This is a genomic window from Ancalomicrobiaceae bacterium S20 (genome assembly GCA_040269895.1).
Lineage (GTDB): Bacteria > Pseudomonadota > Alphaproteobacteria > Rhizobiales > Ancalomicrobiaceae > Methyloraptor > Methyloraptor flagellatus.
Genome location: CP158568.1, coordinates 547,631 through 560,553, shown reverse-complemented (window position 1 = coordinate 560,553; position 12,923 = coordinate 547,631). Strand labels below are relative to the sequence as shown.

Below are 12,923 nucleotides of genomic sequence, written 5' to 3'. Positions count from 1 at the left end.
CCGCTCGCATCACGCAGAGCCGCCCCGCACCGCCGGCCGTTGATCGGCCGGCGCCCTCGGCTAAGCTCGCGACCCATGACAAGCACTCGCCGCTTCCCCGCCCCCGTTTCTGCCCTCGCCCTCGCCCGCGCGATCGATGCCGGCAATCTGACCCCGGCCACCGCGATCGAGCGGTCGATCGCGGCCATTGAAGCCCATGACGCGCTGCTCGGCGCCTTCGTCGCGACCGACTTCGACGCCGCCCGCGCCGCCGCGGCGACAGCGACGGGTCCGCTGGCCGGCATCGCGCTCGGCGTCAAGGACATCATCGACACCCACGACCTGCCGACCGCCTACGGCTCGGAGATCTACGCCGGCCACCGCCCGGCCGCCGATGCGCCGGTCGTGGCGCTCGCCCGCCGCGCCGGCTCGACCGTGATCGGCAAGACCGCGACCACCGAATTCGCCTATCTGCAGCCGACCGTGACCCGCAATCCGGTCAAGCCGGACCACACGCCGGGCGGCTCGTCCTCGGGCTCGGCCGCGGCTGTCGGCGCCGGCCTGATCCCGTTTGCGCTCGGCACCCAGACCGGCGGATCGGTGATCCGCCCGGCCGCCTTCTGCGGCATCGCCGGGTTCAAGCCGTCGTTCCGACTGATCCCGACCGTGGGCATGAAGTGCTTCTCCTGGTCGCTCGACACGATCGGCCTGTTCGCCGCGGGCATCGAGGACATCGGGTTCTGCGCGACGGCGCTGATCGGCCGTCCGCTGCGGGTCGACGGACGCGATCCGGGCGCGCCGCGCATCGGCGTCGCGCGCACCCACCTCTGGGACGAGGCGAGCCACGACATGCGGGCGGCGCTGGAGACCGGCGCCCGCAAGGCGGCGCAGGCCGGTGCCACGGTCGTCGACCTCGAAATGCCGGCGGTCTTCGCCGAGGCTTTCGCGGCCCATCGGGTCTTGCAGGATTTCCAGGCCGCACAGGCCTTCGCCTTCGAGGTCGACCACCATCGCGGCCGTCTGAGCGAGATCCTGCGCGAGGCGCTCGACCACGGCGCCTCGATCACGCCCGAAGCCTACGACCTCGCGCGCCGGACGTCCCGCCAGGCGCGGCTCGCGCTCAAGGACCTGTTCGCCGAAGTCGACGTAATCCTGACGCCGAGCACGCCCGGCGCGGCGCCGGAAGGTCTCGCCTCCACGGGCGCACCGATCTTCAACAAGCTCTGGACGCTGATGGGCACGCCCTGCGTCAACGTCCCCGGCCTGACCGGCGGCGGCGGCCTGCCGCTCGGCCTGCAAATCGTCGCCCCGTTCGGCCGCGACCTGCGCGCGCTGGAGGCGGCCCGCTTTCTCGAAAAGGCGCTTGGCGCCTGACCGGCCGCGCGTTCAATCGCTCGCACGCGGCATCGGGCGCCGGAGCGCGGGCACGGCGGCCGCGATCACGATCGCAAAGCCGATCCATTGCGGCAGCGTGAGGATATCGCCGAACACGGTGAGATCCCGGACGAGGAAGAGCGCGGCGAAGGCCGCGTTCTGCGCCGTCGCCAGCGCCAGCACGGCCCGCGACGGCCACCACAGCCCCGAGAGGATCGCGACCCCATCGAGCAGCAGAAGCGCCGTCACCGCCTGCCACACCACGGCCGCGACCGCGCAGACCTCGGGAGCGAGCGGCGCCGCGGCGATCGGCTCGGCAATCTCCGGCCCGCCGACCCATTGGTGAACCAGCGCGAGGCCGATCGTGCCTGCGCCCGCGATGACCTGTCCGACCGTCGCCAGGGATGTCATGACGGATGTTCCTCGCCTCGCGGATCGACGATGCGGACCGCACCTTTTGCGCCGGTCCGCCTGACGTCAACCTGGGGCGAAGCCTGACCCGCCCCCATGACCATGTGCCGCTGTCGATCCGGGCCGTGCCGGTGGGGTGTGCGGCTCATCTGCTCTATAACGGACGGAATCAGACCACGGAGGACACCATGCTCACCGTTCTCGTGACCGGCGCCAGCCGCGGCATCGGCCTCGCGCTGACCGAATCGCTCGCCAACCGCGGCGATGTTGTCATCGCCACCTGCCGCGATCCGGACAGCGCGACCGAGCTGCAGGCGCTCGCGGCCCGCGACGACATCGACATCGACATCGTGCGGATGGACGTCACCGATTTCGCCTCGATCGAGGCTGCGCGCGAGGAGATCGGCGACATCGCCATCGACGTGGTCGTCAACAATGCCGGCGTCATCGGCCCGGAGCGGCAGTCGACGCTCGACATGGACTTCGACGGCTGGCGGGCGTGTTTCGAGGTCAACACGCTGGCGCCGCTCAAGGTCGCGCAAGTGTTCCTGTCGAACCTGCGCCTCGCCGAGCACGGCCGCATCCTGACCGTGTCGAGCCGCATGGGCTCGCTCTCCTACGCGCTCTCCGACAAGATCGCCTACCGCTCCTCGAAGGCGGCGGTGAACAAGGTCATGCAGGGCCTCGCGACCGACCTCAAGGGCGAAGGCATCGCCGTGTCGGTCTGCCATCCGGGCTGGGTCAAGACCGGCATGGGCGGCCAGGGCGCCGACATGCCGGCCGACCGCAGCGCCGCCGGCCTGACCCGCATCATCGACCGGATGCGTGTCGCGGACTCGCCCCGCTTCTACAATTATGACGGCTCCGAACTCGCCTGGTGAGGCGAATGGTCGAGGTCGCGCCGGTCGCCGCGCGGCGCGGAGCAGCGAAAATCGTCGCTGCGATGCGTCGCGTGCGCCGCCTTGCCGCCGCGACGGCAGCCATGTGGATAACATCGCCATGACCATGGCGATGCCGCAATGCAACACAGAATCTATTTCGCATCCCGGGATTTCGCGTTTACACTTTCTCAAGTGACGAGCAGAACCGGGAGGCCTGTCATGACCATGACACGCGGTCTGGAAGTCATGATGATCTGTGCGGCGTTCGCTTTTGTCAGCGCCGTCGTGTTCGGCGCGCTCTGACCGGCGCGGAATCTGCGGGCCTTGCGCAGCCAGGGAGCCGGATCACCCACCCGGCGGACCGCTGTCGTGGGCGATCAGTCGGCGATCCCTTGTAACCTGTGCCGCTCCTTTAACCTGTGCCGCTCCTTCGACTGCGGGCAATCGCTCGACGATTGCCCGCACGGCGGCGGTGATTCCGCTGCGTTCGGCACGGACCGGGCACACGGGCTCAGGGCGCGGATGGGGCCGCATCCTTCGGCCGCGGCACCAGAAACTGTTCCGCCAGCGTGTGATATAGCCCGTGGCGGCTCAGCATCTTCGAGACCTGATCGGCGATCAGCGCGGCGGCCATCAGCGGGATGACCATCGCGTGGTCGCCGGTCATCTCCGAGACGATCACGAAGGACGTGATCGGCGCCTGCACCACGCCGGCGAGATAGGACACCATCCCGATCAGCACGAAGGCGCCGACCGGCAGGTCCGGGAAAGCCGGGGCGAGCGCGCCCGCGAGGCCGGCGCCGACCGACAGCGACGGCGAGAACACGCCGCCCGGAATGCCGCTCACGGCCGAGGCGATGGTCGCGAGGAACTTCAGCGGCGCAAACCACGGGTCCGGCGCGGCGGCGCCGTGAACGAGCGCGCGCGCGTATTCGTAGCCGGTGCCGTAGATCGAGGCGTTGCCCGAGACGAGACCGCAGACGGCGACCACGAGGCCGCAGGCCGCGGCGAACAGCACCGGCCGGCGCTTGATCGCCCGCCCGAGGCCGCCCGGCAATCCGGCAGCGATGGCGGCCGAGATGCGGATGAACACTCCGCCCGCGAACCCGCCGAGCACGGCGCAGAGCACCACCGCGATCCAGGCCCGGCCGAACGGCAGGCCCGCATTGGTCGCGCCGAAATAGGCATAGTCGCCGACCAACGCGATCGCGGTCAGGCCGGCGGCAATGACCGCGCCGACGATGAGCCCGCTCGTCCGCGCCTCGAACGACCGGCTCATTTCCTCGATGCCGAACACGATGCCGGCGAGCGGCGTGTTGAACGCCGCCGCCACCCCGGCCGCCGCGCCCGCGAGCAGGAAGCCGGCGCGCCGGTAGGGCGCATAGCCGCCGATCGCATACATGATCGCCGCGCCGACCTGCACCGTCGGCCCCTCGCGCCCGGCGGAGGCGCCGCACAGGAGGCCGAAGGTCATCACCACGATCTTGCCGAACGCCACCCTCAGCGACACGAGCGGTCCGCGCCGCGCCTGATCGTCGATCTGCAGGGCCGCGATCGCCTGCGGGATGCCGCTGCCCTGCGAATTCGGAAAGAAGCGCCGCGCCACGAACACCGCGGCGGCAAAACCGAGCGGCGTCACCGCGAAAGCGACCCAGGGATGGGCGCCGAGCAGTCGCGCGAACAGCGCCTGTGCATGGTCGGCGAGCCAGGCCATCAGCACGGCCGCGACGCCGACGATCACTCCGCCGACGAGGAACAACCCGCGGCGCGACCACCGCTTCACCGCCAGCCGTGACCGCACTGCCATATGCGCGGCCAGCCGCCCGCGATCGAAACCCGTCCGCCGTCCCACGCCAAACCCTCGACCATTCGTCCGAGGGTATTCTATTCTCCCAAAGGCGGTGCGGTGCAACATGAGCCGGCGCAGGCCAGCGCCGCACCTCACGAAAATTTCACTTGTTCAAAACTATCGAACAAATAGCTTCGCACCGTTCCGTTTCGTCAATCGACCGGGCGTTGGGCGGCCGATGCGCTGGCAAGCGACAGCCGGTCTCCGGTCCGGATCGATCCCATGCTTCGAGGATCCCCCATGATCACCCTCTATACCTGGACCACGCCGAACGGCCGCAAGGTGTCGATCGCGCTCGAGGAGATGGGTCTCGCCTATGAGGTGAAGACCGTCAACATCGGCAAGAACGAGCAGTTCGACCCGGCCTTCCTCGCCATCGCGCCGAACAATCGCATCCCGGCGATCGTCGATGCCGACGGTCCGGAGCCGATCTCGATCTTCGAATCCGGCGCGATCCTGATCCATCTCGCCGAGAAGACCGGCAAGTTCCTGCCGACCGACGCCAAGGGCCGCGCGACGGCGCTGCAATGGCTGATGTGGCAGATGGGCGGCGCCGGCCCGATGTTCGGCCAGATGTTCCACTTCGTCCGCTATGCGCCGGAGAAGGTGCCCTACGCGATCGACCGCTACACCAAGGAGAGCCAGCGCCTGCTCGGCGTGCTCGACAAGCGGCTCGCCACGACCGAGTTCATGGCCGGCGACTACTCGATCGCCGACATGGCGACCTACCCCTGGGTCGCCGCCATGCTCGGCGCGCTCGGCGACGAGCTGCGCACCGAGGCCGCCCCGCTCGCCAACGTCGATCGCTGGATCGCCACGGTCGGTGCCCGCCCGGCCGTCGAGCGCGGCATGAAGGTGCCGCAGGTCTGACCCGAAAGCCGAAACAGCCGGGAAAACACCGGGACAAGCGGATTTAACAATCCGTTAACCATGTTGGTTTCCGATGGGGTCGCCGGCGCGTGCCGGCGACCCTTTTCGATTCCCGGCGGACCGCTGCGCATGACCTCTCCCGCCTCGCCCGCGCCGATCTCGACGCCCGTCCAATCGGCGCCCGCCGCGACCGCCCTCACCGAAAGCGCCGCCCGCGTGATCGCCCATGCCCGCGCCCTCGGCGACAAGGGCGAGGTCGCCGCCGCGGTCGAGGCGCTGCGCGCGCTCATGGTCTTCGAGCCCGATCATCCGCTCGCGCGTGCCAACATCGGCCAGTTCATGATCGACCTCGGCCAGTTCGACGAGGCGATCGCCATCTTCGAGCGGCTGGCGGCGGAAGGTCACGACATCTCGCTCGCCCGCGCCGGCCATGCCCGCGCGCTGTTCGCCAAGGAGGACTGGCCGCGCGCCTGGACCGCCTTCGGCGTCCGATTCAGCCTGATGCAGCACGCCCCGAAGCTCGAGCGCACGCGGGCCGACGGCACCAAGGTGCCCTTCCCCGCCTGGGACGGCACGCGGACGCCGAAGCATCTCTGCGTGATCGCCGAGCAGGGGCTCGGCGACACGATCCAGTTCGCCCGCTACCTGCACCATGTCGTCGCCCGGGGCATCCCGGCGACGCTGGTCGTGCCGGGCAAGCTGAAGCGGCTCGTCGCGACCATGGACCTGCCGATCGGCCTCGCCGCGACCGAGGACACGCTGAAGCTCGACAGTTCGATCGACTGGATCGCAATCCAGGATCTGCCCTGGCGGCTCGGCATCGCGCCGGAGGACTATGCGACCCCGGCCGTCTACCTGAAGGCCGAGGCCGACCGGGTCGCCGACTGGGCCGCGCGCCTGCCCTCGGCCGCGCTCAGGATCGGCATCTGTTGGCGCGGCAACGCCGCGAACTCGGCCGACCGGTTCCGTTCGGCAACCCTCGCCGACTTCGCGCCGCTGGCGGCGATCCCCGGCGCCAAGCTCGTGTCGCTGCAGAAGGGCGACGGCGTCGCCGCCGAGATCGCGGCCTGCGGCTTCGCCGACAGGGTCGTCGACCTCGGCGCGGATTTCGACGCCGGCGACGACGCCTTCGTCGATACGGCCGCGGTGATGGAAAACCTCGACCTGATCGTGACGGTCGACACCAGCGTCGGCCATGTCGCCGGCGCGCTCGGCCGCCCGACCCGGCTCCTGCTCTCCGCCAACCGCGCCGACTGGCGCTGGCTCGCCCGCGAGCGCGACAATGTCTGGTATCCGGCGACGACCGTGCACCGCCAGCCGCGCCAGGGCGACTGGAAGGCGCTGACCGCGACGATCGCCGCCGAGATCGCCCGCTCGCTCGCCCATCCGGCGACCAATGCCGGCACGCCCGCCGTGCCGGTGTCGATCGGCGAGCTGCTCGACAAGATGACGATCCTCGCCATCAAGGCCGAGCGCCTCTCCGATGCCGAGAAGCTGAAGAACGTCGCCCGCGAGCTGAACCTGCTCGAGGAGACCAAGAGCGCGGTCGTGCCGGACGACACCCGCATCGACGCGCTCGTCGGCGAACTGCGCGCTGTCAACGAGGCGCTCTGGGACATCGAGGAGCGCATCCGCCACTACGAGGCCGAGAAGCGCTTCGACCAGGCCTTCATCGAGACGGCGCGCTCGGTCTACGTCCAGAACGACCACCGCGCCCGGCTGAAGCAGCGCATCAACGATCTCTCCGGCTCGGCGCTGCGCGAGGAAAAGAGCTACGCCTGACGGCGTAGCCCATTGTCTCTCGGTCGACGCGCGTCATCTCCGCGTCGGGGCCAAAGCCCGACGCTTCAGCGCCTCAGCCAGCCCGAAATAGGCGACGACCAGCGCGCCGATGGTCGCGAGCAGCGACGTCGGCAGCATGACGAAGCCGAAGGTCGGGCCGAACGCGCCGAGCGCGAGCCAGATCGCCGCCGCGAGCGCGCCGAGCGAGGTCACGGTCAGGATTGGATGCGGACGGTCGCGCCAGAACGGCGCCGCGGTGCGGATCACGAAGATGACCAGGATCTGCGTCGCCATGGATTCGACGAACCACGCGGTCTGGAACTCCGCCGCCGGCGCGGCATAGACGAGCCGCAGGATCGCGAAGGTCGCGATGTCGAAGACCGACGACAGCGTCCCCATCATGACCGTGAACACGAGCAGCCCGCGCATATCCCAGGCCTGCGGCCGCGCGGTCTCCGCCTCGGAGACGTCGTCGAACGGGATGCCGATCTCGGAGAGATCGTAGATCAGGTTGTTGATCAGGATCTGGATCGGGGTGAGCGGCAGGAACGGGATCACCAGCGAGGCGAGCGCCATCGACAGCATGTTGCCGAAGTTCGAGCTCGTACCCATGCGGACATATTTGAGGATGTTCGCGAAGGTGCGCCGTCCCTCCGCGACGCCGTCGGCGAGCACCGAGAGATCCGGCGCGAGCAGGATCATGTCGGCGGCCTCGCGCGCGACATCGGTCGCGCCGTCGACCGACAGCCCGACATCCGCCGCCCGGATCGCCGGCGCGTCGTTGACGCCGTCGCCGAGGAAGCCGACCGTCTCGCCGCGCGCCCGAAGCGCCCGGATGATGCGCATCTTCTGGTCCGGCGATACGCGAGCGAACAGATCGACCTCCGTCACCCGCGCGGCGAGCTGCAGATCGTCGAGGCCGGCGATCTCCTCGCCGGTCATCAGGCCTCGCGCCGGCAGTCCGAGCGTGCCGACCAGATGCTTCACCACCGCGGCCGCATCGCCGGAGATGACCTTGACCGTGACGCCTTGCGCCTCGAGCCGCGCCACCGCCGGCCCGGCCGAGGCCTTGGGCGGGTCGACGAACACGCACCAGCCGGCGAAGACGAGATCGGTCTCGTCCGCCGCCGCGATCGTCACGCGATCCGGCTCGACGATCCGATAGGCGACGCCGAGCAGGCGGAATCCGGCTGCGCAGCGCTCGTCGTGGATCGCCGTCAGCGCCGCGCGACGCGCGCCGTCGATCGGCACGACCCGCCCGTCCGCTTCCTCGACCGAGACGGCACGCGCGAGCATCTCCTCCGGCGCGCCCTTGACCACGACCAGTCGCTCGGCCCCGCGCGCCGCGAGCACGCTGACGCGCCGGCGATCGAAATCGAAAGGCACGTCGTCGATCTTGGTCCATTCCGCGAGATCGTGGTCCGCGGCGTGCGCGAGGATCGCCTCGTCGAGGGCCGAACGGATGCCGGTCTCGAACCGGCTGTTGACCGCCGCCAGAGCGACCACCCGCGCGCTGTCGACGCCATCCGCACCCGGATGGCCGACCAGCGCAATCTTCGCATCGGTCAGCGTACCGGTCTTGTCGGTACAGAGCACGGTCATGGCGCCGAGATCGTGGATCGCGGCGAGCCGCTTCACGATCACCCGCTTCTTGGCCATGCGCAACGCGCCGCGCGACAGCGTCACCGTGACGACCATCGGCAGCAGTTCCGGCGTCAGCCCGACCGCGAGCGCCACCGCGAACAGGAAGGATTCGAGCGGCGGCCGTGCGAACACCAGATGCGCGAGCAGCACGAACAGCACGAGGAAGATCGTGAGCCTCAGGATCAGCATGCCGAGCTGATGCAGCCCGCGCTCGAAGGCGGTCGGCGGCTCGTTGGCCGACAGATCCGCCGCGATCGCGCCGAACTCGGTCGCCCGGCCGGTCGCCAGAATCAGCATCGTCCCCTCGCCGCTGACGACCGAGGTGCCGGCGAACAGCGCGTTCGCCGCCTCCGCCGGCGTATCGGCCGTGCTGGTCGTCGCGACCTTCTCGACCGGATAGGGCTCGCCGGTCAGCAACGCCTCGTTGACATGCAGCCCGCGCGCCGAGAGCACGATGCCGTCCGCCGGCACGAGATCGCCGGCCGCGAGCCGCACCACGTCGCCGACGACCAGCGCCTCGACCGGAACCTCGTGCGCCGCGCCGTCGCGCAGCACCTCGGCGCGCACGGCGACGGACCGCTTCAGCGCCTCGGCGGCCGCCTCGGCGCGCGTCTCCTGGAACACGTCGAGCGCGATCGACAGGAACACCACGACGATGATGATCGCGAAGCTGGTCCAGTCGCCGGAGGCGCCGGAGACCGCGGCGGCGATGATCAGGATCGCGACCAGCGGCTCGGCGAGCTTGCGCAGGATGCGTCGCACCAGACTGCGCTTGGCGGTCGTCGCAATGGTGTTCGGCCCCTCGGCCGCGAGCCGCGCTGCGGCTTCCGCCGCGCCGAGCCCTGCGCCGCTGCTGCCGACCCGGCGCAAGGCCGCCTCGACCGGCTCCTGCCAGAACGCCACGCCCATGTCCGTCCCTCCTCGACCGCCTGCCCCGCCCCGGCGCGATCATGCCGGCGCATGGAAGGGCGTTGCAGCGTCACGGACAAGTCGGGAAGGGCCCGCACCAGCCGGGACGTGCGCGCAAATGGAGGCTCGGACGACGCGCGCCCCGAAAACACATCGGCCGGCACAAGGCCGGCCGAGGATCGAAGGAGACGGACGTGGGCTCAGGCGGCCGCGAGGTCGCGGACAAAGCCTTCGACGACGGCGCGCAGATCGGTCGCCTGACGCGACAGGCCCGAGGACAGCGTCATGAGCTGGGTCGAGGCCGCACCGGTCATTTCGGCCGCCTGGCCGACGCCGGAGATGTTCTGCGTCACCTGATTGGCGCCGGTGGCCGCCTGCTGGCAGTTGCGGGCGATCTCGCCGGTCGCCGCCGACTGTTCCTCGACCGCCGCCGAGATCGAGGCCGAGATCTCCTTGATCCGGCCGATGACGCGGATGATCTCCGACATCGACTTCACGGTGCCGTCGGTCGCCTGCTGGATCTCGCCGACCTTGCCGCCGATCTCCTCGGTGGCGCGGCCCGTCTGCGAGGCGAGCTGCTTCACTTCCGCCGCCACCACTGCGAAGCCCTTGCCGGCTTCGCCGGCGCGCGCCGCCTCGATCGTGGCATTGAGCGCGAGCAGATTGGTCTGGTCGGCGATGCCCTTGATCAGGTTGATCACATCGCCGATCGACGCCGCCGCGGACGCGAGACCAGCGATGCGGCCGTTCGACGTCTCAGCCTCGGTGAAGGCCTCGTCGGCGACGCGCGAGGAATGGCCGACCTGCCCGCTGATCTCGCGGATCGACGCGGCCATTTCTTCGGACGAGGCGGCGACGGTCTGCACGTTCGAGGCCGCCTGCTCGGCCGCGACCGCGACCGCCTGCGCCTGCCGGGACGTCTCCTCCGCGGTCGCCGAGAGGTTCTTCGCAGCGTCGGCAACATCGCCCGAGGACTGCGCGAAGCCGTTCGCGAGGCTCTGCATGTCGGCGACGAACTTCTTGGCCAGCGTCTCGCGCTGGGCGAGGCGCTTGCGCTCCTCCTCCTCACGCGCCGCGGTCTCGGCCCGCATGGTCTCCGCCGCCTTGAGCTGGTTGCGCAGGCCGTCGAGCGCCTTGGCGATCGATCCGACCTCGTCACCACGGTCGATACCGGTAATGGCCGCGTCGAGCTTGCCGGCGCCGAGCGCCTCTACCGCCAGCACACTGCCGTGGATCGGCGCCACCACCGACCGGCGCACCACGACGACGGCGAGGGCGATCACGACCACGATCGCGCCGACGATGCCGAGCATGGTCACGCGCGTCGTCTCGACCGCGGCGGCGCTGAGGGCATCGCCCTTCTGGTCGAAGTCGGCGACCATCTCCTTGGTCAGTGCCACCAGTTCCGCCTTGACCGCATTGAGGGCCGGCAGACAGGTCGACGCCATGGCCGCGATCGCCTTGGACGTGTCGGCCGGATCGGTGGAATCCGCGTAGCGCAGCGTCTCGGCACATCGCCCGTCGAGCGCGCGGTCGAGGTTGAGATCGGCGCGGGCGATCCGATCCGCGAATTGCGGCGAGAGCCTGCCGGCTTCGGTCATCTCGGCATGGTAGCTCGCGAGCGCATCCGCCCGCGCGCTCTTCGCCGCCCGGACCTCCGCCTCGCCGGTTGAGGCGGCCGCATGATAAATCTCGGCGAGGACTTCGATCAGGTGCCGCCCCGCGCGCGCGATGCGCGGCATCGCCTTGCCCGGTCCATCGGTGAGCTCCGTGTAGGCCGCGTCGGATGCCGAAAGCCGTCCGGTCGCATAGCCGCCGCCCGCGAGCCCGGTTGCGGCGAGCAGCACCAGCAGGCCGATCACCTTCCAGACCAAGGGCAAATTCTTGAAGCTCATCATATCCCCCATCGCACCATGCCAAAGGTTCTCCGGCCAGAGAAACAACCCGAGCCCGAGAGCGCTGGTAACGAATGGAGATCAACATGGTTAACAAGAAATTAATCAACCCAAGTCCGATTTTGAACCCACCAGTACGCCAATAAAATTGGACCGTATATCCTTAAATTATTCGAGGTTTATTTAAATAATAACACCAAATTGGCCAAATGAACTACGTTAAATGGGCACGATACCCTGATATACCCGAAAATCATACGAATTTTAGCTGAATTTCGGATTCGACATCTTGTCGCCGATCGCAATAAATTCCATTTTTGGAATGCAACTGCTCATAGGGCCGACAGGGTACGCCCCTTCGAATACATTCAATCAGAAAGAAATATCAGAGAAATAGATACAACTACAGACGCATGCAGTCCCTATGCAATTTGGCGCGCGCTGCCCCCACCGGAGGGGCACGCGGACGCCCGATCCGCGATTCTACACAGTCCCCAGACCGAAGATGCGAAACCTTGATTCCTCAAAGGCTTGTGATTCGGCGAGGGCTCCCGGTCCACCCGCATCGCGTCAGCGTGCGGCCAGCGTCAGGAAAATGTCGGCTCGGCGCGATTGAGTCCGTCGAACCCGCGAGTCGCCCGGCGTCCGCACGCCCCTCAGGAGCCATCTCATGTCCGACACAGCCTATCGCCCCTTCGCGAAACTCATGCATTGGTCGACCGTCGTCTTCGTCCTGCTCGCCTGGGTGCTCGGCCTGACCGTCGATGCCTTCCCGAAAGCGTTCGAGCCGACCATCGTGTTCACCCACATCTCGCTCGGCCTGCTCGTCATCATCGCGCTGGTGCTGCGCCTCGGCTGGCGCGCCGGTCATGCCGCGCCCCTGCCGGAGCCGACACCTTTCGATCCCTGGGCGCACCGGTTCGCCGCGCTCGGCCATCTGGCACTCTATGTCCTGCTGCTGGCCGTACCGCTGCTCGGCATCGCCTATGTCTTTGCGCGCGGCCGGCCGCTGCAGGTGTTCGGCCTGTTCCAGATCCCGAGCCCCTGGGTCGACGACCGCGCGCTCGGCCGGCAGATCCGGGAAGTGCACGAACTCGCCGCCCACGCCCTGGTCGCCCTCGCCGCGCTGCACGCGGCGGCCGCCGTCGTGCACCATGTCGTCTGGAAGGACCGCACGCTCATCCGCATGCTGCCCGGCCGCCGCAGCGCGTGACCACGCCACGGACACGGCCGGAGCGCCTCGCTCCGGTCGAGTCCGGCAACATCGTTCACGATCGCCGAACAATCCGTCCGCCCGGCTCCGGCTGTTACGGCCCCGCCGAAGTCTCT

At 69.0% G+C, this 12,923-nt stretch carries 9 protein-coding genes; 5 read left to right on the top strand and 4 right to left on the bottom strand.

What is annotated here, in order from left to right; genetic code table 11:
- Positions 1 to 75: 75 nt before the first annotated feature.
- Complete coding sequence (locus ABS361_02660) at positions 76 to 1,353, top strand: amidase (protein XBY45212.1); 1,278 nt, start codon at positions 76 to 78, stop codon at positions 1,351 to 1,353.
- Positions 1,354 to 1,365: 12 nt separating this feature from the next.
- On the opposite strand, the gene ABS361_02655 is transcribed toward ABS361_02660, so the two are convergent.
- Positions 1,366 to 1,764 (bottom strand): hypothetical protein, encoded by a 399-nt coding sequence (locus ABS361_02655; GenBank protein ID XBY45211.1) that lies wholly within the window; start codon positions 1,762 to 1,764, stop codon positions 1,366 to 1,368.
- 188 nt (positions 1,765 to 1,952) lie between these two features.
- On the opposite strand from ABS361_02655, the gene ABS361_02650 reads away from it, so the two are divergent.
- Positions 1,953 to 2,645 (top strand): SDR family oxidoreductase, encoded by a 693-nt coding sequence (locus ABS361_02650; GenBank protein XBY45210.1) that lies wholly within the window; start codon positions 1,953 to 1,955, stop codon positions 2,643 to 2,645.
- 511 nt (positions 2,646 to 3,156) lie between these two features.
- Here the strand turns inward: ABS361_02650 and ABS361_02645 are convergent.
- On the bottom strand, positions 3,157 to 4,452 hold the full coding sequence (locus ABS361_02645) for a chloride channel protein (GenBank protein XBY46787.1): 1,296 nt from the start codon (positions 4,450 to 4,452) through the stop codon (positions 3,157 to 3,159).
- Positions 4,453 to 4,734: 282 nt separating this feature from the next.
- On the opposite strand from ABS361_02645, the gene ABS361_02640 reads away from it, so the two are divergent.
- Together ABS361_02640 and ABS361_02635 are read left to right on the top strand one after the other, a co-directional pair.
- Positions 4,735 to 5,364: a glutathione S-transferase N-terminal domain-containing protein gene (locus ABS361_02640; GenBank protein ID XBY45209.1), complete on the top strand. Its 630-nt coding sequence runs from the start codon at positions 4,735 to 4,737 to the stop codon at positions 5,362 to 5,364.
- A gap of 129 nt (positions 5,365 to 5,493) precedes the next feature.
- Positions 5,494 to 7,146 carry a DUF6165 family protein gene (locus tag ABS361_02635; protein ID XBY45208.1) on the top strand — a complete coding sequence of 551 codons (1,653 nt, stop codon included), beginning with the start codon at positions 5,494 to 5,496 and terminating at the stop codon, positions 7,144 to 7,146.
- Positions 7,147 to 7,179: 33 nt separating this feature from the next.
- Here the strand turns inward: ABS361_02635 and mgtA are convergent, their stop codons facing one another.
- Both mgtA and ABS361_02625 read right to left on the bottom strand, forming a co-directional pair.
- Complete coding sequence (gene mgtA, locus ABS361_02630) at positions 7,180 to 9,699, bottom strand: magnesium-translocating P-type ATPase (protein ID XBY45207.1); 2,520 nt, start codon at positions 9,697 to 9,699, stop codon at positions 7,180 to 7,182.
- 200 nt (positions 9,700 to 9,899) lie between these two features.
- Entirely contained in the window at positions 9,900 to 11,594 is a 1,695-nt protein-coding gene (locus tag ABS361_02625; GenBank protein XBY45206.1) for a methyl-accepting chemotaxis protein, read from the bottom strand.
- 670 nt (positions 11,595 to 12,264) lie between these two features.
- On the opposite strand from ABS361_02625, the gene ABS361_02620 reads away from it, so the two are divergent.
- Positions 12,265 to 12,807 (top strand): cytochrome b/b6 domain-containing protein, encoded by a 543-nt coding sequence (locus tag ABS361_02620; GenBank protein ID XBY45205.1) that lies wholly within the window; start codon positions 12,265 to 12,267, stop codon positions 12,805 to 12,807.
- The last annotated feature ends 116 nt before the right edge of the window (positions 12,808 to 12,923 follow it).